Genomic DNA, 24,114 nt, shown 5'->3' with positions numbered 1-24,114 from the left:
CCCCAAGGATAGACGGCAATTGCAAAGACTCAGCTCAATATGGAGATGGTCCCCAGGTATTTCAAGGCGCGTGGCAGATTGTCGCAATCGAGGCTGTCGAGCCAGTGTAAATCCGCCCAGCTGCGCAACCAGGTGAACTGACGCTTGGCCAATTGGCGCGTGGCGATGATTCCACGCTCCTGCATCTCGGCCTGTGTCAGCTTGCCATCCAGGTAGTCCCAGACTTGTCGGTAACCTACCGCACGTATCGATGGCAACCCGCTATGCAGGTCACTTCGTTTACGCAGGGCTACGACCTCGTCTATGAATCCCTGTTCCAACATCAAAGTGAATCTTTGTTTAATTCGTTCGTGCAGCACCTGGCGATTTGCCGGAGCAATGGCCAAGTTCGCGACAGTATAGGGCAATTGTTGCCGTCCCGAAGCGGCTGCTTCAGTACTTTGCGCACTTTGTTGCAATCTGAGCGCGGTCATGCTCTGACCGCTGACCCGATAGACTTCCAGCGCGCGACTGAGGCGCTGGGGATCGTTCGGATGAATACGCGCTGCCGATTCCGGGTCAATACTCGCCAATTGCTCGTGCAGGGCCTGCCAACCAAGGCGCGCCGCTTCTTCCTCGATCTGCGCCCGCACCTCGGGATCGGCTGCCGGCATGTCCGCCAGCCCTTCGAGCAATGCCTTGTAATAAAGCATCGTACCGCCCACCAGCAGCGGAATCTTGCCGCGTGCCGTGATGTCAGCCATGGCCTGGAGGGCATCGCGACGGAAATCCGCAGCCGAATAGCTCTCCGCCGGGTCGAGGATGTCGATGAGACGGTGCGGGAATTGCGCCAGTATCTCTTTCGAGGGCTTGGCGGTGCCGATGTCCATGCCGCGATAGACCAACGCCGAATCGACACTGATCAGTTCGCACGGCAGGACCTTGGTCAGCTCGATGGCCAGGTCGGTCTTGCCCGCTGCGGTCGGGCCCATCAGGAAAATCGCAGGAGGGAGCTGGCTCATCAACGACCGCGCAGGAACAGTTTGTCCAGATCGTCCAGGCCCAGCTGGGTCCAGGTCGGTCGGCCATGGTTGCATTGACCGCTGCGCTCGGTCTTTTCCATGTCGCGCAGCAAGCCGTTCATTTCCGGCAGGGCCAGGCGCCGGTTGGCCCGAACGGCGCCGTGGCACGCCATGGTGCCGAGCAATTCGTTCAGGTGCGCCTGGATCCGGTCGCTGGTGCCGTATTCCATCAGGTCCGCCAGCACATCGCTGACCAGTCGATTGGCCTCGGCCTGCTTGAGCAGCGCCGGGATCTGTCGGATGGCCAGGGTTTCCGGGCCAAGGCGCTGCAATTCGAAGCCCAGGCGCTGGAACCAGGCCACGTGCTCTTCCGCACAGTCGGCTTCACGCTGACTCAGTGCCAGCGATTCCGGCACCAGCAGCGGCTGGCCGCTCAGGCCTTCGCTGGCCATGGCGACCTTCAGGCGTTCGTACATGATCCGCTCATGCGCCGCGTGCATGTCCACCAGCACCAGACCGTGGGCGTTTTCTGCAAGGATATAGATGCCCTTGAGCTGCGCCAGTGCGTAGCCCAGCGGCGGAATATCGTCCTGCCCGGCGGGAAGCGCGGCGGCGTTGGCCTCCGGCAGCGGGGCAAAGAACTCCCGATACGCCGCCTGGGCTTCAGCCGCAGGCACTGCCGACTGCGGCCGCGGGGTGTACTGATACTGATAACCGGCGCCCGCGCCGCTGCCGGCGGTATTGAATGACGGCTGGGCCTGCGGCTGCTCCAGCAAGGCATTGGCGGCCAGGCGCATTTCGCCTTGCGGCCCGAATTCGCCGGCCTCGATGCCGGTCGGCCGCACGATGGCCGTGGCCACCGGCGCCGCCAGGTGATCGTCCGGACGTACATCGCCCAGGGCCCGGTGCAAGGTGCCATAGAGGAAGTCGTGGACCATGCGCCCTTCCCGGAAACGTACTTCGTGCTTGGTCGGGTGCACGTTGACGTCGACGCCGCTGGGGTCGACCTCGAAAAACAGCACGAACGTCGGGTGCCGGCCGTTGAACAGCACATCGCGATAAGCCTGGCGCACCGCATGGGCCACCAACTTGTCGCGCACCGCCCGGCCGTTGACGAAGAAATACTGCAAGTCGGCCTGGCTGCGGTTGAACGTCGGCAGCCCGACCCAGCCCCACAAATGCAGGCCATTGCGTTCGATTTCGATGGGCAGCGCCTGCTCCAGGAAGCCCGAGCCGCAAATCGCCGCCACACGCCGGGCGCGGGCCGCGTCATCATGGGCTTCATGCAGGCTGAGAATGGTCTTGCCGTTATGGCGCAAATGAAACGCCACGTCGAAACGCGCCAGCGCCAGGCGCTTGATCACTTCCTGCAGGTGATCGAATTCGGTTTTTTCAGTCTTGAGGAATTTGCGTCGTGCCGGGGTATTGAAGAACAGGTCGCGCACTTCCACCGAGGTGCCCACCGGGTGGGCGGCCGGCTGGACCCGTGGCGCCATGTCCCGGCCTTCGGTTTCGACCTGCCACGCCTGTTCGGCATCGCGGGTGCGCGACGTCAGGGTCAGGCGCGCTACGGAGCTGATCGAGGCGAGTGCCTCGCCGCGAAACCCGAGGCTCATCACCTGCTCGAGGTCTTCCAGGTTACGGATCTTGCTGGTGGCGTGACGGGCCAGGGCCAGCGGCAGGTCATCGGCAGAGATGCCGCTGCCATCGTCGCGCACCCGCAGCAGCTTGATGCCGCCCTGTTCGACATCGACATCGATGCGCCTGGCGCCGGAGTCGAGGCTGTTTTCCAGCAGTTCCTTGATCACCGACGCCGGGCGCTCGACCACCTCGCCAGCGGCAATCTGGTTGGCCAGTCGAGGGCTGAGCAGCTCGATGCGAGCGCTGTTGGTCACGGCCTGGTTCATTCTTTGGACGCCAGTTCAGTGCCGGGGATGGTCAGGGTCTGACCGACCTTCAGCTCATCGCTTTTCAGGTTGTTGGCACTGCGCAGGGTCGCCGGCGATACCTGATAGCGCACGGCAATCATTGCCAGGGTTTCGCCAGGGTTGACCCGGTGATCCCGTGGCCCCTGGGCGATCTTGCCCGAATCGCGCAGCCAGGCGATGTAGGTGCCCGGCGGCGGGTTCTGCTGGAAGAACTGGCGCACGCCGCTGCTGATCGAGCGGGCCAGTGCCTGCTGGTGACTGGAGGCGGCGAGCTTCGAGGCTTCGTTGGCGTTGGAGATGAACCCGGTCTCCACCAGGATCGACGGGATGTCCGGCGACTTCAACACCATGAACCCGGCCTGTTCCACCCGCTGTTTGTGCAGCGGGGTGACGCGACCGATATTGCTCAGGACCTTCTGGCCGACGTTCAGGCTGGAGGTCAGGGAAGCGGTCATCGACAGGTCGAGCAGTACACCCGCGAGCATGCGGTCCTTGTCGTCGAGGCTGACATTGCCGGCACCGCCGATCAGGTCGGAGCGGTTTTCACTGTCGGCCAGCCAGCGCGCCGTTTCGGACGTGGCGCCACGGTCGGACAAGGCGAACACCGATGCACCGAACGCGGCAGTGGAAGGGGCGGCGTCGGCGTGGATCGAGACGAACAGATCAGCGCCTTTCTTGCGGGCGATTTCGGTACGGCCACGCAACGGAATGAAGTAGTCGCCGGTGCGGGTCAGTTCGGCACGGAAGCCTTTCATGCCATTGACCTGACGTTGCAGTTCGCGGGCGATGGAAAGTACCACGTCCTTTTCACGCTGGCCGCGAGACCCCGAGGCCCCCGGGTCTTCGCCACCGTGACCGGCGTCGATGACCACAATGATGTCGCGCTTGCCGGCCGGAGCGGGCGGCAGTTTCACTGGCGGGTCGACCGGGGTGACCGGCACTGGCGCGACGGTCGCGACGTTGGTGGGCGCAGGAATCGGCGCGGCGTCCGCCGGGTTGTCGAACAGGTCGACCACCAGGCGGTTGCCGTACTGCGCGTTCGGCGCCAGGGTAAAGCTCTTCGGCGTGACGGTTTTCTTCAGGTCGATGACCACCCGCAGGTCGGTCGGCGTGCGCTGTGCCGAGCGCATGGCGGTGATCGGCGTGTTGGCGGTGGAGACATTCAGTGGCGCGCCGAGGGAGGCGCCATTGATGTCGATCACCAGCCGATCCGGAGCCGTCAGGGTGAACACGCTGTGCTGCACCGGCCCGCTGAGGTCGAACACCAGCCGCGTGTTGTCCGGCGCCCGCCACAGACGAACGCTGTTGACCTTCGTTTCGGCCACAGCGTTGACGGTCACCGCCAAAAACAACATCCCTACGGCAGCTACCATCGCGCGAAAGCGCATACCTGACCCCATCATTCAATTGGATTCCAATGCCAAAGCGGCACACCAGGACTCGCCACGCGAGCCCTGGGACAAAATGTTCAGCGAACGCCCAGTGCCTTGCGGGCTAATGGTAATGGTCAGGTCGGGCTTTGGCAAAAAGCCTGCACCCTTCTGGGGCCATTCGATCAGGCACAATGCGTCATCTTCGAAGTAGTCGCGGATGCCCAGGTACTCCAGCTCTTCGGGGTCGACCAGCCGATAAAGGTCGAAATGGAAGGCGCGAATGCCACCGATTTCGTAGGGTTCGACCAGGGTGAAGGTCGGGCTTTTGACCGCGCCCACATGGCCCAGGCCGCGGATGATGCCCCTGGAGAGCGTGGTTTTACCGGCACCCAGGTCCCCCTCGAGAAAAATCAGACCGTGCCCTTCGGTGGTTTTCGCGATGCGTGCGCCGAACGCGGTCATCGCCTGCTCATCAGCCAGGTACAGGGTTACTTCAGACACGGTGCTTGCTCCTCCAACAACTGACGAATGGCTGAAATCAGATCACTGGCCGCCAGCCCACGGCCCGATTTACCTTGTTGCGCACCGGCATTGGCATGCAACCAGACCGCGAGGCAGGCGGCATCGAATGCGTTCATGCCTTGCGCCAGCAATGCGCCGACCAACCCCGCCAGCACATCGCCCAGGCCGGCGGTGGCCATGGCCGGATGCCCCTGGTGACACAGCGCCAGGCGGCCGTCTGGGCTGGCAATCAGGCTGCCTGCGCCTTTGAGAATCACCACCGCTGTATATTTTTTGCTCAATGCGTGCGCGGCGCCCGGACGGTCGGCCTGAACCTGGGCGGTGCTGATTCCGAGCAGGCGCGCCGCCTCGCCCGGGTGCGGGGTCATTACGCAGTCCCGCGGCAAACTCACGTGCTCGTCTGCCAGCAGATTCAACGCGTCGGCATCCCAGACTTGCGGCAACGCGGCATCGGCCGCCGCCGACAGCAGGCTGCGGCCCCAGGAAGACTGCCCCAAGCCGGGGCCAACCACCAGCACGGAAACCTTTTGCAGTAATCCCATCAACTGATTGGCCGACGAAATGCCCAGGACCATGGCTTCCGGGAGCCTGGCCAACGCCGCCGGTACATGTTCGCTGCGGGTGGCCAGCGACACCATGCCCGCGCCGCTGCGCAAGGCACTTTGTGCGCTGAGCAGGATAGCCCCGCCGAAACCGCGATCACCGCCCATCAGCAGGACGTGACCGAATTGCCCCTTGTGGGCGGTCGGCGCGCGGCTCGCCGGCCGCGGCAGGTTATCGGCCGTCAGGCGCAGCGCACTGATGCCGATGCCATCGAACGCCCCGGGCGCAGCCTGCAGGTCATTGAATACCCACTCGCCGACCACATCCGCCGCGTCGCCGGTGAACAACCCCAGCTTCAAACCGATGAACGTCACGGTCAGGTCCGCCCGCACCGCCACGCCGAGCACCCGTCCGGTGTCGGCACACAGGCCGGAAGGAATATCCACCGCTGCGACCGGCAGGGCACTGGCATTGATTGCGCCGATGACACTGGCATAGGGCTCGCGCACCTCGCCCGTCAGACCAGTGCCGAGCAAGGCGTCCAGCACCACACCGCGCAACTCCGATTGCGCACCCCAGGCCTGGATGACCACGCCTTCGGTCCGTGCCTCGGCATGGGCCAACCGGGCATCCCCTTGCAAACGTTGGGGATCACCGACGGCCAGGACCCGCACCGTCCAGCCGGCACGTCGGGCCAGCACCGCGACCAGATAGCCATCACCGGCGTTATTGCCGTGGCCAGCGACCACCGTCAATTCGTTGGCCGTTGGCCAGTGCCGGACCAGTGCCCGCCAGGTCGCGCGGGCGGCCCGTTGCATCAATTCGAAGCCCGGGGTGCCGGCGGCGATCAGCCGCGCATCGACGGCGCGCACCTGCGCGGCGCTGTACAGCGCGTCGGGTAAATCATCTTTAGTGTGCGGCATGCGTCTTCGGGCTCCGATGTCTGGCAGAATTATACGCACCTCAGCTCCGGTTTCTCTCGCCTCATGCCCGCCATTACCACAGACCTGCCCGCCCTCGCCCAATCCATCAAGGACTGGGGCCGTGAGTTGGGCTTCCAGCAAGTCGGCATCAGCGGCCTGGACCTCGCCGAGCATGAGCAGCACCTGCAGCGCTGGCTCGAAGCCGGCTACCACGGCGAAATGGAGTACATGGGCGCCCATGGCAGCAAACGTTCGCACCCGGAGGAACTGGTGCCCGGCACACTTCGGGTGGTTTCACTGCGCATGGACTACCTGCCGGGCGATACCGAAATGGCCCAGCGCCTGGCCCAACCGGAAAAAGCCTACGTGTCCCGCTATGCCTTGGGCCGCGATTACCACAAATTGATCCGTAAACGTGTGCAACAACTGGCAGAAAAAATTCAGACGGTGATCGGCCCGTTCGGCTACCGCGCCTTCGTCGACAGCGCACCGGTGCTGGAAAAAGCCATTGCAGAACAGGCCGGTCTGGGTTGGATCGGCAAAAACACCCTGGTCTTGAATCGCAAGGCCGGCAGTTACTTCTTTCTCAGCGAATTGTTCGTCGACCTGCCGTTACCGGTCGATCCGCCGCACGCCACCGAACATTGCGGCCGCTGCACCGCGTGCCTCGACATCTGCCCCACCAACGCCTTCGTCGGCCCCTATGTGCTGGATGCCCGGCGGTGTATTTCGTACCTGACCATCGAGCTGAAAAACGCAATCCCGGAAGAGCTGCGGCCCTTGATCGGCAATCGGGTGTTCGGTTGCGACGACTGTCAGATCGTCTGCCCCTGGAATCGCTTCGCCCGGCCGTCCGGCGAAAGCGATTTCAAGCCGCGACACAACCTGGACAACGCCGAGCTGGCCGAACTGTTTCTGTGGGACGAGGAGACGTTCCTCAGCAGTACCGAAGGTTCGCCGTTGCGGCGGGCAGGGTACGAGCGCTGGTTGCGCAATCTGGCCGTAGGCCTGGGAAATGCGCCTTCAACGATTCCGGTCCTGGAAGCGTTGAAGGCGCGACGGGACTACCCGTCAGCGTTGGTCAGGGAACACGTGGAGTGGGCATTGCTGCAGCATTCGGCCCGCCACCCCTGACCGCTCAGGTGTGACCGCCCACTTGCAGAACCGTCACCAACTGGGACTTGTATTCGACCAGGTACGTGACGCGCTGGCTGCCGCCAATGCGTGCCTCCCACATCTCGGAGGCACAGACCGGGTTACCCTGATGGTCCCTGAAATGATTCGAACTGCTCTGCAGACGCTTGGGATTGGCATCGCCCATTCGCCGAACGGCGGTGGCGGGGTCCACCCCTTCGTTATGGATCGCATTCTTGAACAGGTCGTAATCGTTTTGATGGGAGGCCTGTATTTTTTCGGCAATGTTGCGCCGCGGCGCCAGCTTGATTCTCCAGGGGCCCTTGGCAGGCGAACCACCCGTCGCGCTGGACGTTGCCGCCGCACGGGTGCCTGACTTTGAACCAATCTTCGCCGCCACGGGCACGTCGGTCGGGCTCAACCCCTTGGCAAAGGCTTGATTGAGCCGGTTGCCCACTTTCGCCGCCGCCTTGCCCGCAGCGCCCAAGCCGCTGGCGAACGAGGCCGCGCCAAGCCCCAGGCTGATCCAATCCAGGACATCCGCCGCTTGCGATTCCACATCGTAGGCCCGCAGCGCGGCACTGGTTGCCCCGACGACCCCGGAAGCCACCCCCAGCGCCAGGCTCACTACCGCCAGCGGCGTGGCGGCGCCCAGCGTCAGGACGCTGGCCGCGATGCCGACGAACGACAGGACGCCGCTCAAGATCGCTTCCCAGAAATGCCCGGTCGGATCAACCCGGTTGATCGGATCGCCCGCGCAATAGGTGTAAGGATTCAAGCCACCGGCACCAAACGGACTCAGGTCGTCGGGGCTGAGAAAGCGCATCAGTGTCGGACTGTATGCCCGATAACCATTGCCCGGCAGGTACAGACCGGTCTGCGCATCGAGCTGTTCGCCACTGAAACCCGGCAAGCTGAACAAACCGCCTGGCGCCACTCGATGCCCATAGGGGCTGTAGGTGAAATGGACGGGGCGCACGCCCGAGACCTCGGTCAGCACGCTTTGCTGCTGATCGACACCCAGCAGGCCGACGCCAGCCTCAACCCCCTGGCGATCCTGCCCCAGCAAAAAACCGCCCGATCGCAACGACGTGAGGCTGCTGGAACCGCAGAGATCGTTGGCCTGCCGGCCCTCCTGATAGAAGCGTCGGATGGCAGGCCCCGACGGCTGCGCCAGCTCCACCAGCCGGTCGCGGGCGTCGTAGCGCAAGTCGCGTATGTCTTGATTGTCGGCCCCGGTGACCTGGATCAAACGCCCCAGCGCGTCGTAATCGATCCGGCGCCCCTGCTCATCCTTGACCAGGTGACCGTTGTCGTCGTACTGCAATACCGCGGACGTCGGGTAGTCCGCATGGTCGTTGCTGATGCCGGTCAATTGCGTGGGGTCCGTTGCGCTGTACTCGAACGTTGCCAGGTTCTCGCCGCCGGGAAACCGGGTTTCCAGGGTGAGGATATTGTCGAGCGCATCGAACGTGAACTGTTGCTGGATGATTTCCTTGCCCTGGGGATCGCGAGGGCGCTGGGTGCCCTCGCAGGCGTAAAGACTTAGGCGACCACGGGAATCGTAGGTGAAGTGCTCGTCGCGCAGGACTTCCTTGTCCTGCTTCAACGTCTTGCGCGCCAGTTTTCCCGTCGGGGTGTACGTCGAAGACAGGACCTGCGACACGCCCTCGCCGAACTCGAACGTGCGGGACACCTCACGCCCGAAATCATCGTAGGCCAGGCGCGTGACCATCGACCCTGATCCTTGCAGAGCACGCGCAACGACGGACGCCAGCTGCCCCAGGGGGTTGTAGGTAAAGGTGGTTTTCAACGCGCGATGCGTGAACGTTCGTGGACGCCCCGCTTCGTCGTAATCGGTCTCATGCGGCTCACCCAACACGTCGATGCAACTGAGGGGGCGGCCGCCCAGCGAATAGGTGTAGGAAGCGCTTTTGTGCTCCTTGTCGACGATTGAAGTTTCACCGGTCAGGCGCCCGAAGCGATCGTACTCGAGCCGGGTTTCGCAGCCCTGCTCGACACACTGGGTCAACACCGCCAGGCGCGGGTGATAGTCATAGCGGGCGAGCAGGCCCTCGGCCTCGCGCTGCGTGACAACACCTCCCAGGTCCGGCTCGTAGAGATAATCGATGCGTTTGCCATCGGGTCGCTGCTTCCACGCCGGCTGGCTGCGACCGCGCTCATAGCCGGCCTGGCTGCTGCGCCCGCCGAGGGTGCTCTGCGTCAACCGACCCAGCCCGTCGAACACCTGCTGCCCGAGCATTTTGCCGGCGACCGTGACGCTGATCGGCAGGGCTTCCTGGCTATGGGCAGCGTAGGCCGTCTGCACCGCGCTGCCGTCAGGCAAAGTACTGAGGGTCAGTCGATCGAAGACATCGTAGGCAAAGGTCGTGCGATGACCCGCCGCATCCGTCTGGCCGACGGTACGCCCCAGGCCATCGTAGGTGTAGAACTGCTGCCCCTGACGCGTGCCCGAGGTATCAAACCATTCGACGCGGTCAGGCTTGCCGAACGCGTTGAAGACCGTGACGGTCTTGCCCATTCCCGCCTGCCAGGTCGTTTTCTTGCGCAGGACAGGGTCATGCTCGCAGTGTTCCTGGCGGCCGTCAGGGTGCAACGTGCTCTTGACCTGCCCCCAGTCATCGAAGGCAAAGCGGGTGATGAACGGATGCCGCTCACCCCGCCACCAGTCGATCTTCTTTTCACCCGTCAGTTGGCCAAGGGCGTCGTATCGCGCTTCATAGACCGGAAGAAACACGACCTTATCCGCGTGTTGCGGATCCTGCTCCTGGATTTCCCTGATACGGCCGAGGCCGTCGTAGAGGTATTTTGTCTGCAGGCCGCTGGCGTCCGTGTCCAGTTTCGTCGCCACGATTCTGCCGTCCTGCTCTTCCAGCAAAAAGCTTGAGCGGCGGCCACTTTCGAAGGTGTCGCCGGCGGCGACGGTCTTGCTCAGCTCACGCCCGAGCCTGTCGTAGGTGAAATCGACGCGCCCCTGGTCTTCGTTCTGCTCCGAGCGTTTCAACCCATTGATCGCTGAAGACTTCACGCTCGATTCCCTGCGGGTCTGGTCAAACCCGACCTGAAGGGTCTGGACTTCCAGCGTGGTGCCGTCGATCAGGTATTTGAACCGGGTCTCGCTGTCCTCGCCGTTCTGGCGCACGGTCTGTTTTTGCAAGACCACATACGCCTGCGGGCCCGCGATCAGCTCGGCGTAATGCAGATCGGTCTGCGAGCGCAGGACGTCGCCCTCGGCGGCACGCTCATAAAGAGCCTGCTGCTCGAGAACGACGTCGCAACCGGGCTCTCCCGTCTTGCCGATCTGTTTGTAGCGAAACCGCAACTGCGTCATCGCGGCCTGGGCCAACCCGTCGGCGGCACGCACGGTTCTGCTCTTTTCAAAACGCACGAACCCGAGCGGGTCCGCCGGGCAGCCCTCGGCACCGCTCGCCGGGTAGAACTCCGACACCGTGACCACCCCGGTCGGCGCGATGTGCTTGAGCAGGTTGCCCCAGGCATCGAACAGCGTGGTGGTCACTTCCTCGCGCGACGCCTTGGTCTTGCGATTCTCATACCGCAGCGTCTGCACCTTGGGCATCCGAAACTGCGCGGGCTGCGCCAGGAACCCCTTGCCGGGTTCGAGGTGATAGCTGACCGTGCGGGTCGTGACGCTCTGATTGCACGTGGTCTCCTGGGAAACCAACAGATGGTATTTGTTGTAGATGCGCTTGATGGATCGGTGCACGTTCTTGCCGTTCATCAGCGATTCAACGGAGAAGTACCGGTAGTCCTCCGCCAGTTGGTAAAGCGTATCGCCCTCGCGCGACCAGCGAACAACGTTGTCGTCGTCATCGAACCCAAGGAAATTGGTTTGCGAAAAACTGTAATGGGTGGTGATCGGCGGCTGCGAGCCAGGGAAAACCGTGTGCGACATCACATGTGGGATGGCCCGCCGCGGCGCATCCGGCGGCAGGCGATGACCGGCTTCTTCATAGAAGATCAGCTCCCGGGCTCCCAAAGGCGACGTCACCTGCGTCAGGCATTCGACGCCCCCGATCACTTCGCTGTCCAGCGACCAGACGCCGCCGTCCGGTAACTGCACGGCTCTCACCTGGTCGTCGGAGCGCTTGAGTATGAAAGGCGCGGCGCATTCGCTGTCGGGATACAGGGTCAGCATCACCTGGCCAGCGGTGCGGACAATCGTCAGCAACGTGCGAGTGGCATCGCGCACGGCGGCCAATACCGGCTCGCCATTGATGTCGCTGTAGTCGAGATGGATCGCCGCACCATTGGCCGACACGATCCTTTTCGGCACCGCCAGGTCGCTACCGGCGTAGACATGCAGCTCTTCGGTCAAACCGTTTTTGTGCACCACGTCAAAACGTCCGGGGGCCGGGCGCAGGACCTTGAGGATCTCGAGCTTGAGCTCATCGAACACCAGTCGAGAAGACGTCTCCCTGGCTTTGTAGCGCTCTGCGCCGGATAACGTGAGCTGGTGGGTGACCACGTTGTATTGGGTCAATGGCAACGACCAACCTTTGCCATACCCAATGTCACGGCCTTGCAACGGGCTGAAAAAAAGCCTGATCGGCAAAGACGGCCCTTGCAGGAAACCGGACTTCAATTCGCCCAGTGTCAGCGAACAGGTGTAAATCCCGGTGCGGGGGTCGACGCCTCCCGCGAGGAAACCGTCGAAGTTGAAAGCATTGGAATGTATAAGTTCTTGTTCAACCGCCATTTGAATTCCTTTCAAACAGGATGAATGATTTAAAACACCGAAGGGAAAAGAGGTATTCGATGCGGACCTTTATCCTCGCCGCAACAGAAACTCGGTCGCCTGTATATCAATGACCAGTGACAACTTATGGGTATTGCCGTATTCATCCAGCACCGTGAAAAAATAATCCCCCAGCCTGACGTCAACGCCCGTGTGTTTGTAGTCAGGCGGTATCGCCATGAAGGCGACGATTTGCCCATCACCCTGATTGACCGGCAACTGGAAACCCAATACATCGATGGACTGGCTGCCCACGGGCGCCATGACTCCGGTAAATGACCTCGGTGCGGGATGCGAGAGAATCAAACCGGTATAGCAGAACCTCAGCGGAAATTGACCGCTGCCTTCATATTGCGCGGTATCCCAACTCAACAACTTGACTTGCCGGCGCCCGGGGTACAACCCCAGATGATAACGGAACAGGGTGTAGCCATTAAAGGCGCCACGCACTTCTTCCGACCGCCAGGTAAACTCTTCGTGACTGTAGGCGGGACTGCGTTCGGCCACCACAATGACGCTGCTGTTTAATTTTGAACCGTCTGGATTGGCGGTTTTGTTGCTCCGATAAACCTGGCCGTCGCAAGTAATTTCAGCCGCTATTTGCAGCTGCCCTTCTTCGGCAGACGAAACCCAGAATTCCATCATCGACCCGCTGTCGCTGCCGCCTGTGGACGGCGGAAGAACGGCGCCCGGCATCTCATGCACGAACTCGTTGGGTGAAGTGCAGGACGTCCAGCCCGGCATCGGCTGGTTGGCATAAACGTCGCCACGCAGGGGTTTGCCATCGTGATAGCGAATCAAGCGAGTGGTGACCAGGCTGGGGTAGAAGGGCAGCTGCACGGCGCTGCCCGTCTCGCGGTCAACCGCTTCGACAAACACCCACACCCGGACTTGCATCCTGCCGTTGGCGTAGATTTTCTTGGATTCGATACCGGGTGCTTCAAATCGTACTTGCAATTTTGAAATGCGAATTTTTGCGCGAGCCGTGTCTGTATTAGTTGCTGTCATCAGTGCTGCCTCATGAATAAACGGGTAAAACTTCAACAAAGAGAAAGTTGAAATTCACGCATAAGAAAGCCCGCAACAGAGCAGTGCTGCGGGCTGAAACCAGAAATAGCAAACAGCCTTGAAAAGCTCAATAGAAGTATGTATTGCCAACTAAGACAGCCACCCAATAGCGACAACCAATTTCAACTTTCCCGATCACCTCCCTTCATCGTCAGAATCCGCATCGCTCAGTCCACTGTCACTGGCCTCAGTATCACTTTCATTGTCCCAGACCAGCGCCTCATCCGAATCAAATTGAATGGATATCTGCTGATCCAGGCTGGCATTATCAAAATAATCAGCAATATTTTTCTTACTTGATTCACTCAGCGGGTTATCGCGAAGAATGTAAATAACCTTCTGCGTATCGTCGACGTCGAAGAGTTCTTCTGGAAGTGAAACTATCCGGTTGTCACTCAGATCGACAAGGCGTAACCGTTGCAACTCGAACAGGCCAGGCGGAACCACCTCCAGCCCGGTGTTATTCAAGCTCAATGTTTCCAGGCCTTTCATGTATCCGAGATAAGGCGCGAGGCCCAGCGGGTTGTTCGCCAGGTCCAACTCCGTCAGCCGGTCCATGTGCGCGAGCCCTTCGGCCGTGGCTTCGTCCAGGCGCAGATTGCAGTTGTCCAGATTGAGGATCACCAGCTCGCGCATGCCGAACGTTTCAACAGGAAAGGCGTCCAGCCGCACGCCCCTCAGGGTCAGGAATTTCAGGTGCGGGAAGCCTTCGAGAAATTTGCCCGCCCGCAGATGGGAGCTGTGGTTGATCAGCACGAACTCCTCGACGTGGCTGAAATCGGCTGACAACGTTGGCAGGTCACCCAGGATGTCCAGCTTGAAAAAGAAGCGGTTCCTGTCGAACCGGTTGTTTTCGGTCAGGCGTCGGCTCCAGTTCGCCTGGATTTCCGTGGCAAATTCAGCCCTGCGCTGGCGCTGCACAGCCACCTCATCGCCAGACAGCGTGACGTCGGTGACCGGGTGAGTTGCCGGCACATCGGCTACCCACAGGTCCAGCTGGTTGACCAGTGTGAGGTATTGGTTTTCCAGGCCCTCCATGGCCAACAGCGGGTCGCCGAGCAATCGTTCGCGGCGCAGCGTGGCCATGTCTTCTTCAGACAGCGTCGGATACAGCGCACGCAGGCGTTGTTCGATGGGCCGCGGCGACGGCGGCACATAATCGCCGCCCCCCCGTAGATAGCCAGTGCGCCCGACGGCCAGCCGCATCGGCGAATGAGTGCCCGGCTCGAAGGGCGGTTGTCCCAGTAACGCCCGCAACTGCGGACGCGGCAGCAAGGCCTGCTGCCTGAGCGCCTGCCTGAGCTGCGCGCCCTGCCCCACCTGCGGCAAGGCCAGCGCCTGGCGCTGGGCGTCCGGCAAGGCATGCATGACCGCGCCGTACAGGTCGTCGAAACCGTGCAGTTCCGCGCCCGAGCTGTCGTGCGCCTGATACTGCCCCTGCCGCCTGACCAGCACTTTGCGGACAGACGCTTCAGGACGACCGATGGCGTCGAGCACCGCCCCGTCGAAATGTCCGTCACGCACCTCGATCCGTACCTCGGGCGACCAGCCACTCAGGGTTTCGAGGCTGTGCAGTGCCAATGTGTCGGTATCGGCAGAAGCGACCGAATCCAGGTACAGCCCTTCATAGGCCCTGCTGAGTCGCGCCTCGCGCAGGTAAAACAGCGCCTCGTGCGCCATCGATCGCGGAATGCCCGGTTGATGCCGCAGTTGCAACTGATCCCTCGTTGGCGCATGACGCACAATCTCCTCGGCAACGGTTTTCGGCAGCCTGGGGAAAATCCGCCGCATCTGTCGAATGTGCGGTTCGTCACTCTGTTCAAACGACGCCTCGGCCGCGTCGAACAACTCGACGCGGCTGTCTTGCGCCCAGCGCGCCAGGTTGCGCCGCAGCAACCTGGCGCGGGCCTCCATGGCGGGCAGCGCGTCACCGAAGGCGGGGCTGGCGCCCAACAGTTTTTTCAGCAGCGCATCGTCCATTGACTCGACGACACCGGGCACCAGGTCGCCGCCGGCCATCGAGGACGGTTGCACCTCGACGCCCCGGGCGCGCAGCAAATGCGCCTGCATCTGGGGGTCAGCCTTGGCGTTGATGGTCGAATCGGCGCTCTGCAACTGGTCGATGAACATCTGAATCCGCTGATCGAGCTTGAAGCGCCGAAGGGTGTCCTCGAGCAAGGCAGGCGGACGTCGGGCATGCACGTGCATATCCCGCAGTACCGCTTCATCGATGCCGCTCACGGCGAGGATGCGTGCCGCCGTGGCGTCGGAAAAGTCGGCGGCCGAATGCCCCAGACGACGAAACAGCTGGGCGCCCTGCCACTCCATGGGACGCTCGACTTCATGGGCCCAGGCGCCGGCGCCGTTATGCCGCAGCCTCGGTTGGTAGGCATCCGGTCGCTGCGGGTGGCGAATACGGTAGGCGCCGTCCACGGCCTCCACATCGTAGTGTTTCCCGTCCAGCGGCAGCAGCGTCGCACCACCCTCCCTGTGCAGTCCGAGTTCATCGGGCTGCGCTTCGGCAGATAAACCGGACGGATGTTCGTAGGGGGCGAGGTCCGGGTTCCACAGCCGCCTGTTGCCCGCGCCGATATCGACCCTCTTCAGACTGTCGACAAAAGGCGCAGGCTTGAGCGCAAGCAATTTGCCAGCGATTGCACCACCGACCGCAAACGCGCCGAGCTGGACGAGGTTTTCAGACACGGCCAACAGATGCTCGCACGCCTCGCTGACCTGACCTTCGGACCAGTCCAGAATGCCGGTAAAGGTGTCGTCCAGCAGTTGATAAATGGTGTAGGCCAGCATGAGCGGCCCCAGGAAAGGCACGAAGGGCATGGCCACCAGCGAGGCCACCTCCACGATGACAGTGGCCACGCTCTCCAGGCTGTCCCATTGATCCCAGCGCGATTTGCGATCCTCATCTGCCGTCGGCACCGCCATGGCTCGCGCATCATTGAGGATTTTGTTCAGCTTCGATTGATACATCCAGGTCCATGGGTCGTCTCGGACGACCTGCACGTGCAACCTGAGATTGGGCAGGGAAACCGGCGTTTCCCGCCAGGCCGGCCCTGCTTCAGCGGTTGCCCTACGGTGCCAGGTGACCGAGGTCAGCGCATGGCGCAGCGCCGCAAAAAAGGCGCCGCGCTGGTCGTGGGCGACGAAGCGGGCAAAAAAGCGCTGATAGTCGACAGCGCGCAAGCGACGTGTCAGCTCCACGGTGAAATCGGCCGCGCTGGCATAGGTTTTCAGGGGGTGCTCAGGGTCGTCGGGGATGTACACGATCACCGGCTCGACGCCATCGGCACCGCCCACCGCCGAAAAAACGACGATGCCGGTCAAGACAGCACCCAGGACCTGCAACTGATGAGCGCGGGCGACCTTTGCGCCCACCCTCAGCGGTTTCCCGCCATCGAGCAGCCCCAGAAGCCGGGCCTGCTCGTCATCGGTGATGTCACCCTGCATGTGGGCCAGCAATGCCGAGACCCTGAACCGGTCCTGCAGGCTGCCGATGACCTTGTGCGCCAACACCGCCTTGACCATGGCGTCGGTCGGCAGCAACAACGCCTCAAGTTGCCGCTGGTAACGAGCGCCAATGTCCAATCTTCGACACAGCGACGTGAAGGCTTCAATACTCAAGCGTTTGTCGATGGGCAGCACTTCAAACTGCTTTAAATGATCAGGCTCGCTGATAAAACATGAGGCACTGTCGAAGTAGCCTTTTGCCGTTTCCTTTTTTTCAAAGTTAAGCAAGGCGGCATCAAGCAAGGAAAGGGTCTTGATGCCATAACCCACCAGCAGTCCCTTGGGGATATAGAGCCGCAGGAATGTTTTCCTGACATCCAGCTCAAGTCCGAACTGGCTTTTCAAGGCTTCGCGCAATAAAGGTTCGGCGAATGCACTGACGTCCGCGAGCCCATCGAACAGGCGATCCACCTTGTTCTGCGAAAGCCAGGCACGCTTGACAGCCTGCTTCAACGCCGCATGGTGGGCGGCAGGCGCCGAGCGGTAGTCATCGGGAAAGTCCGGCCGGGCCGACTTCAAGGCCAGCCGCCTGTGTGTCGGTGCCTTGATCAGCCAATCGGGGATCGACTTTTCTATAAAATGATGATGTGAGCCAACAGGCTCCTTCGCGGTAAATGGATCAGACATATGAATACCCTGTGAACGGTGGCAAACCACAGGTTATTCAATGAGTCATCCGGCATGTCCTACATATATACCGCAACCCTGCATGTTCTGTTTACGAACATTGCGGAGCCTGTTCACTGTTCATCGTTATAGACAAACTTCGGCATTTCCCAATGAAAACGAATGGCCAACAGGCGCAATAAAAAGCCACCGAACAAGGTGATCAGAATCGCCTGTTCTCCCGGAAGTTGCAGGTAGATGCACAGCATGTAGCACCAGGCCGCCGCGAACGACACGCTGGCGTAGAGTTCGCGCCGGAAGATCAGCGGGATATCGTTGCAGAAAATGTCACGCAGGATGCCGCCGAACACCCCGGTGATCACGCCACTGACCGAAGCCACCAGCATGCCATGGCCCATTTCCAGGGCAGTCATGCAGCCAATCAGGGTGAACGCCACCAGCCCCACGGCGTCGAGCACCAGGAACAGCGAACGCAGGTGACGCATCCAGCGCGCGGTAAAGACCGTGACCATCGCCGCAATCGAGGTCAGCACCAGGTACTCCGGGTGTTTGACCCACGTCAGCGGGTAATGCCCGAGCAATACATCCCTGGCCGAACCACCGCCCAACGCCGTGATGCAGGCGATCAGCACCACGCCAAACCAGTCCATGCCCCGCCGACCGGCGGACAACGCGCCGGTCATGGCTTCGGCGGTAATGGCGATCAAGTAGAGCATCAACAGCATGGGGCGGTCCTTGCGGGGGGGCAATCGTCGGCGGGAGCCGCCATCGCGAGCAGGCTCGCTCCCACAGGGATCTCGTGAACACTGAAGATCCGGTGTGGGAGCGAGCCCGCTCGCGATGGGGTCAAACCGTCAGAACTTGATGAAATGCTTGCGGTAATGCTGCAACTCGGCAATCGATTCGCGGATATCGTCCAGCGCCAGGTGGGTGCTGCCCTTCTTGAAACTGTCGCGCACATCCGGCGCCCAGCGCGCGGCCAGTTCCTTGAGCGTCGAGACATCGAGGTTGCGGTAATGGAAGAAGCTTTCCAGAGCTTTCATGTGGGTATAAAGGAAGCGACGATCCTGGCAGATGCTGTTGCCGCAGATCGGCGACTTGCCCTTGGGCACCCATTGCTCCAGGAAGGCGATGGTTTGGGCTTCCGCTTCGGCCATGCTGATGCGGCTCTCGCGAACGCGCTGGGTCAGGCCCGAATTGCCGTGGGTGCGGGTGTTCCACTCGTCCATGGTGGCGAGGACTTCGTCACTGTGGTGGATGGCGATCACCGGACCTTCGGCGAGGGTGTTCAGCTCACTGTCGGTGACGATGGTGGCCATTTCGATGATGACGTCGGTGTCAGGGTTCAGACCGGTCATTTCCAGGTCGATCCAGATCAGGTTTTGCGCGTTTTGCATGTGTCGGCTCCTAGGCAATGCTGCGCAGTTTAGCTTAGGGAGGCGGCCGGGCGTGCTAAACTCGCGGCCGTTTTACCTAATCGCTGTATTCTTCATACGGAACACCCATGGCCAAACGCCAACTCAATCGTCGTCAAAACTGGCGCATCGAAAAGATTCAGGGCGAACGCGCTGCCCGCGCCGCCAAACGCGAGTCCTCGGCTGTCGAGGCACTTGAAGGTGGCGACCTGGGTCCGGAACAGACAGGCCTGGTGATCGCGCACTTCGGCGTGCAGGTCGAAGTCGAAGCGCTGGATGGCGAGTTGGCGGGCCAGGTGTGCCGCTGCTACCTGCGCGCCAACCTGCCGGCGCTGGTGACGGGCGACCAGGTGGTGTGGCGTGCCGGCAACCAGGGCATCGGTGTGATCGTGGCGCAACTGCCGCGCAAAACCGAACTCTGCCGCCCGGACACCCGAGGCCAGCTCAAGCCGGTGGCGGCCAACGTCGACATGATCGTCATCGTCTTCGCGCCGTTGCCCGAGCCGCACGCCAATTTGATCGACCGCTATCTGGTGGCGGCCGAACACGCCGGCATCCGGCCATTGTTGCTGCTCAACAAATTCGATCTGATCGACGAACACAACGCCCCGGCCCTCAACGCCCTGCTCGCGGTCTACCGCAGCCTGGGTTATCCGGTGCTGGAAGTGTCGGCGCACCACGGCAACGGCATGGAACAACTGCAACAGAAGCTGGACGGACGCATCAGCGTGTTCGTCGGCCAGTCCGGTGTCGGCAAGTCATCGCTGGTCAACAGCCTGCTGCCGGACGTCGACACCCGCGTCGGTCCGCTGTCCGAACTGTCCGGCCAGGGTACCCACACCACGACCACCGCGCGGCTGTTCCACTTCCCCGGTGGCGGCGAGCTGATCGACTCCCCCGGCATCCGCGAATTCGGCCTCGGCCACGTCAGCCGAGCCGACGTCGAAGCCGGCTTCATCGAGTTCAACGACCTGATCGGCACCTGCCGCTTCCGCGACTGCAAGCACGACCGCGAACCGGGTTGCGCCCTGCTCAAGGCATTGGAAGAAGGCCGGGTGCACCAGCAACGGATGAACAGCTATCGCTCGATCATCGCGAGCCTGCCGGAGAGCAGCTACTAGACAGCGTTCACACCCACACGAAAAAGCCGCGATCATTTCGCGGCTTTTTGGTTTTCAGCGGATGGCTTTTCCGTGGCCGCCCAGGCCCCGTATGTGGCCTCAGCTCATCGCGGGCAGGCTCGCTCCCACATGGATAATGCTGAACCTGTGGGAGCGAGCCCTGCTCGCGATGGTCGTCAACGATGACGCGGGGTGCCTGACGCCCCGTGGCGGTCTCAGGCTCTTCGCGAGCAGGCTCGCTCCCACATGGACAATGCTGAACCTGTGGGAGCGAGCCCTGCTCGCGATGGTCGTCAACGATGACACGGGGGTGCCTGATGCCCCATGGCGGTCTCAGGCTCTTCGCGGGCAGGCTCGCTCCCACATGGACAATGCTGAACCTGTGGGAGCGAGCCCTGCTCGCGAAGGTCGTCAACGATGACGCTGGGTGCCTGATGCCCCGTGGCGGTCTCAGGTTCTTCGCGGGCAGGCTCGCGCCTACAGGGGTGCGTCCAGGCGGGATGCAAAAAACCGACATCGCTGTCGGTTTTTTGTGGATCAAGGCTTCGGCGGTTCTGCCGGTTTCGGCGCCGGGTCGTCGAACAGGTTCAGGCGTTCGCGAAGCTCATGGGCCGGCAGCGGTTCCTTCCCCGGTGGCAGCGCGTTCGGGTCGGCCGGTGTGGCCGGCACTTCACCCGGGCCGCCCTGGCCTTGCGCCGGTTCCGGAGCAGGCTCGGCACCTTGCGAGCCTTCGATGGCCCGCTGGGCCTTCTTGGTCAGCACAATGATGTCGATGCGACGGTTGACCGGATTGAGCGGGTTCTCGCGATCGAACAAGGCCGACGACGCATAACCCACCACGCGCGCCACTTGCTCGTCCGGATAACTGCCCGCCACCAGCGCGCGACGTGCGGCGTTGGCGCGGTTGGCCGAAAGCTCCCAGTTGCCGAAATCGCCGGTGCCGGCGTACGGCTTGGCATCGGTGTGACCACTGATGCTGATCTTGTTCGGCACCGCCTTGATGGTGTCGGCCATGGCCAGCAGGATGTCTTCGAAATACGGTTTCAGGCGAGCACTGCCGGAGTCGAACATCGGGCGGTTCTCGGCGTCCACGATCTGGATGCGCAAGCCGTCGGTGGTGATCTCGAACAGGATCTGATCCTTGAACTTCTGCAGTTGCGGGTTTTCTTCAACCTTGTTCTGCAACTCTTGCAGCAGCAGTTCCAGACGCTCCTTCTCCACCATCTCGGCCATGCCTTCGACCTGTTCGGTGTCGACGGTCACCTTGTCCGGCTGCGGTTGGGACTTCACCTCGGGGTTGAGGGTGTTCTCCGGCGCCAGGGTCGGCGTACCGCCCAGGTCGATGATGTAGGGTGTGCCGCTCTCGGAAAAACCGACCGGGTCCTTGAAGTAACCGGCGATGGCGAGCTTCTGTTCCGGTGTGGCGGTGGACAGCAGCCACAACACCAGGAAGAACGCCATCATCGCCGTGGCGAAGTCCGCGAAGGCGATTTTCCAAGCGCCCCCGTGGTGCCCGCCGGCGATGCGCTTGACGCGCTTGACGATTATCGGCTGATTATTTTCCATGGCTTAGCGACCGCGAACCGCTTGTTCCAGCTCAGCGAAGCTAGGACGGTGCGCCGGGTACAGAACCTTGCGCCCGAACTCCACGGCCAGCGACGGCGGCATGCCGGAGGCCGAAGCCACCAGCGAAGCCTTGATCGCTTCATACACGTTCAGTTCTTCCTTGGCATCATGAGCCAGGGAGTGGGCCAGCGGACCGAAGAAACCGTACGCGGCGAGAATACCGAAGAACGTACCGACGAGCGCCGCACCCACGTGCAGGCCGATGGATTTCTGGTCACCGTCGCCCAGGGAGGCCATGGTCACCACGATACCCAGTACGGCCGCGACGATACCGAAGCCCGGCATGCCGTCGGCGATACCGTTCACCGCGTGGGACGGATGCTCGAGGTCTTCCTTGAGGCTGTAGAGTTCCATGTCGAACAGGCCTTCCAGCTCATGGGGAGCCATGTTGCCGGACGACATGATGCGCAGGTAATCGCAGATGAACGCGGTCATGCGTTCGTCCTTGAGCACTGCCGGGTATTTGGCAAAGATCGGGCTGGCGGCCGCGTCTTCGATGTCGCCTTCGATGGCCATCATGCCTTCGCGACGACTTTTGTTGAGGATCTCGTACACCAGCCCCAGCACTTCCAGGTAGAAAGTGTGGCTGAAACGGGAACTGAACATGCCCAGGGACTTCTTGAGCACGTGCATGGTCATGTAGCCAGGGTTGGCCTGCAAGAATGCACCAAGGGCTGCGCCGCCGATGATCAGTACCTCGAAGGGTTGGATCAGGGCCGCAATCTTGCCGTGGGAGAGCACGTATCCGCCGAGCACGCTCGCGAACACGACGATGATGCCGATTATTTTAGCCATAGGTAGGAGAGCACTTACTGAGTCGGGTTCAAGGTCATATTCGGAAGTTAAAAAATCTCTTCTTCTACTTATCGGCAAAACTGCGCCAGACTATAGCCAGTTCAGGCGAAAAGCCAATTTGGCCCATTCAGGGCGCAGGTATTGCAGACGATGATCACGTCCAACCATGGCGAATGAAACGAACGTTCCAGCTCCAAAACCGACCACGCTCGAAGGCTGGGTAAAGCTTCTCGATGGTGTTCGCCTGCCCGTCCCGCAAGCCAGCCACGACCGGGTTTGCAAGGCAATCGGCGACACTCGCAGCTCGCTGCGCGATATCGCCGAGCTGATGCAGGACAGCCCTGCGCTGGCCCTGAGCGTGATTCGCGAAGCCAACCGGCAGACTCACGGCAGCATGGCCGAACCGGCGGAAAACCTTGAAGTGGCGATCACTCGCCTGGGCTTGAAGCGCACCGAAGAGCTGCTCGCGCGCCTGCCCGCGATGCCTGAATCGCAAATTCCCGTGACCCTGCGCCAACTGCAGTTGATCAGCCAGCACGCGACCCAGCAGGCCAATGGCTTTTTCGCTGCACGCCTGGCCCGGCTGTGGCAGGACATCCATTGGGGCAGTCTGTTGTTCCTGTCACCGCTGTGGCCAATGGCGTTGACTCACCCGCAATTGCTCGAGGAGTGGGAGCTGCGGGTCATCCACAAGGGCGAGTCGGCACGCACCGTCGAGAAACAATTGTTCGGCGTGCGTCTGCTGCGGATCGCGCAGAAGCTGGTGGAGACCTGGCGCCTGCCGATCTGGGTGCAGCAGGGTTACAGGCTGCTGCTCAAGGAACAGCGCGAGCTGGTGAAAGTCCTGCGCATCGCCCGTGACGTCGATCACCCGCTGCGCCAGCAGAACCGGCTCGATGACGACCCGACGTTGCGTCGCTGGCTCAATCAGCCCGCCAACACCGTGTTGCTGGCCAACGGCCTGGCACTCTCGGCGCAACAGTCCTGGGACTGCCCGCACAGTGAGCGCTGGCAGTACCTGACCAGCCTTTACCTGCAAATGCCCATGGACGAGTTGCAGCAGCAACTGCACCAGCAGGCGGCCAACAGCGCACGCCATCACGCTGCGCCGGACCTTTGGCACCCTGCCATTGCGCTGCTGTGGCCGTGGGGCTCCTCGCACGTCCCCGCCGGCCTGATGCCCGCCCCGGCCCCCACCACCGAAGACCTGGCCAAGTGGCGCGTGCAATGTGCCGAGCTGCTGGTGGAACCCAGCCGGTTCACCAACGCCATGCACTTGACCAACTCGGCCCGGGACGCCCTGGTGGCGTGCGGCATGCGTCGGGTGATGATCCTGATGGCCGATCGCACCCACGCCAATCTTCGGGTGCACCAGACGGCCGGGCTGCCCAAGGAGGCGGGCGGGCTGAATTTCGTGGTCAGCCAGAGCAACGTGTTGCAACGCCTGCTGGCGCAACAGGCCCAGGTGCGTATAACGCCGGCCAATAACGCACAGTTTTCAGCGCTGTTGCCACCTGGCCTGCGCGCACAATTTCGCGGTGATCACCTGCTGCTGCGCTCGCTGGTCAACAACGGCCGCGTGATCATGATCGTGGTGGCGGATCAGGGAGGCGGGCCGTTTTCGGACATCACCGTGCAGGCTTTCGGTAAAACCGCGCAGTGCATCGAGAAAGCCCTGCACAGCTTTAGCCATCGCGGCCAATGACCCGCTACAATCCTCCCCTTTGTGCTCTGGAGAC

At 62.0% G+C, this 24,114-nt stretch carries 15 protein-coding genes; 3 read left to right on the top strand and 12 right to left on the bottom strand.

All coding sequences use genetic code 11. The features are described 5' to 3' along the window. Positions 1-29: 29 nt before the first annotated feature. From miaA to ACM6IM_RS20105, 5 genes are read right to left on the bottom strand one after another with little or no spacing between them, the layout of a single operon-like run. A complete protein-coding gene (gene miaA / locus ACM6IM_RS20125; protein ID WP_192307856.1) occupies positions 30-1,001 on the bottom strand; it encodes a tRNA (adenosine(37)-N6)-dimethylallyltransferase MiaA in 972 nt (323 codons plus the stop codon). After that, entirely contained in the window at positions 1,001-2,908 is a 1,908-nt protein-coding gene (mutL, locus tag ACM6IM_RS20120; RefSeq protein ID WP_414866113.1) for a DNA mismatch repair endonuclease MutL, read from the bottom strand. Before mutL ends, miaA begins: the two co-directional genes overlap by 1 nt. Further along, positions 2,905-4,284 carry an N-acetylmuramoyl-L-alanine amidase gene (locus ACM6IM_RS20115; protein WP_412548022.1) on the bottom strand — a complete coding sequence of 460 codons (1,380 nt, stop codon included), beginning with the start codon at positions 4,282-4,284 and terminating at the stop codon, positions 2,905-2,907. Before ACM6IM_RS20115 ends, mutL begins: the two co-directional genes overlap by 4 nt. A gap of 48 nt (positions 4,285-4,332) precedes the next feature. Then, a complete protein-coding gene (tsaE, locus tag ACM6IM_RS20110) occupies positions 4,333-4,803 on the bottom strand; it encodes a tRNA (adenosine(37)-N6)-threonylcarbamoyltransferase complex ATPase subunit type 1 TsaE (protein WP_201193682.1) in 471 nt (156 codons plus the stop codon). Next, positions 4,791-6,290: an NAD(P)H-hydrate dehydratase gene (locus ACM6IM_RS20105; protein WP_414866112.1), complete on the bottom strand. Its 1,500-nt coding sequence runs from the start codon at positions 6,288-6,290 to the stop codon at positions 4,791-4,793. The genes tsaE and ACM6IM_RS20105 overlap by 13 nt, the downstream gene beginning before the upstream one ends. Before the next feature lie 63 nt (positions 6,291-6,353). On the opposite strand from ACM6IM_RS20105, the gene queG reads away from it, so the two are divergent. Next, positions 6,354-7,424 carry a tRNA epoxyqueuosine(34) reductase QueG gene (gene queG, locus ACM6IM_RS20100; RefSeq protein WP_414866111.1) on the top strand — a complete coding sequence of 357 codons (1,071 nt, stop codon included), beginning with the start codon at positions 6,354-6,356 and terminating at the stop codon, positions 7,422-7,424. Between the two features lie 4 nt (positions 7,425-7,428). Here queG and ACM6IM_RS20095 read toward each other — a convergent pair whose 3' ends face one another. The 5 genes from ACM6IM_RS20095 to orn all read right to left on the bottom strand — a co-directional run bounded on the left by ACM6IM_RS20095 (position 7,429) and on the right by orn (position 18,815). Beyond that, positions 7,429-12,162, bottom strand: coding sequence for an RHS repeat-associated core domain-containing protein (locus ACM6IM_RS20095; protein WP_414866110.1), 4,734 nt, complete (start codon positions 12,160-12,162; stop codon positions 7,429-7,431). Between the two features lie 69 nt (positions 12,163-12,231). Beyond that, positions 12,232-13,209 carry a hypothetical protein gene (locus ACM6IM_RS20090; protein WP_414866109.1) on the bottom strand — a complete coding sequence of 326 codons (978 nt, stop codon included), beginning with the start codon at positions 13,207-13,209 and terminating at the stop codon, positions 12,232-12,234. Positions 13,210-13,404: 195 nt separating this feature from the next. Next, positions 13,405-17,310 (bottom strand): dermonecrotic toxin domain-containing protein, encoded by a 3,906-nt coding sequence (locus ACM6IM_RS20085; RefSeq protein ID WP_414866108.1) that lies wholly within the window; start codon positions 17,308-17,310, stop codon positions 13,405-13,407. A 221-nt stretch (positions 17,311-17,531) separates the two neighbouring features. Next, positions 17,532-18,143, bottom strand: coding sequence for a trimeric intracellular cation channel family protein (locus ACM6IM_RS20080; RefSeq protein WP_192307699.1), 612 nt, complete (start codon positions 18,141-18,143; stop codon positions 17,532-17,534). A gap of 129 nt (positions 18,144-18,272) precedes the next feature. Next, complete coding sequence (orn, locus tag ACM6IM_RS20075; RefSeq protein ID WP_192307698.1) at positions 18,273-18,815, bottom strand: oligoribonuclease; 543 nt, start codon at positions 18,813-18,815, stop codon at positions 18,273-18,275. A gap of 107 nt (positions 18,816-18,922) precedes the next feature. On the opposite strand from orn, the gene rsgA reads away from it, so the two are divergent. Beyond that, on the top strand, positions 18,923-19,954 hold the full coding sequence (gene rsgA / locus ACM6IM_RS20070; RefSeq protein ID WP_192307697.1) for a small ribosomal subunit biogenesis GTPase RsgA: 1,032 nt from the start codon (positions 18,923-18,925) through the stop codon (positions 19,952-19,954). Positions 19,955-20,491: 537 nt separating this feature from the next. Here the strand turns inward: rsgA and motB are convergent. Both motB and motA read right to left on the bottom strand, forming a co-directional pair. Then, the gene (gene motB / locus ACM6IM_RS20065; RefSeq protein WP_192307696.1) at positions 20,492-21,520 is read right to left on the bottom strand and encodes a flagellar motor protein MotB; all 1,029 of its coding nucleotides are present in this window, start codon (positions 21,518-21,520) and stop codon (positions 20,492-20,494) included. A 3-nt stretch (positions 21,521-21,523) separates the two neighbouring features. Further along, entirely contained in the window at positions 21,524-22,375 is an 852-nt protein-coding gene (gene motA / locus ACM6IM_RS20060; RefSeq protein ID WP_192307695.1) for a flagellar motor stator protein MotA, read from the bottom strand. Between the two features lie 166 nt (positions 22,376-22,541). On the opposite strand from motA, the gene ACM6IM_RS20055 reads away from it, so the two are divergent. Beyond that, positions 22,542-24,080 (top strand): HDOD domain-containing protein, encoded by a 1,539-nt coding sequence (locus ACM6IM_RS20055; RefSeq protein WP_414866107.1) that lies wholly within the window; start codon positions 22,542-22,544, stop codon positions 24,078-24,080. Positions 24,081-24,114: the final 34 nt, after the last annotated feature.

The sequence above is a fragment of the Pseudomonas sp. IT-P12 genome (genome assembly GCF_949767465.1).
Taxonomy (GTDB): domain Bacteria; phylum Pseudomonadota; class Gammaproteobacteria; order Pseudomonadales; family Pseudomonadaceae; genus Aquipseudomonas.
The sequence above is the reverse complement of the archived record's forward strand: the minus strand, read 5'-3'. Positions and strand labels throughout refer to the sequence as shown.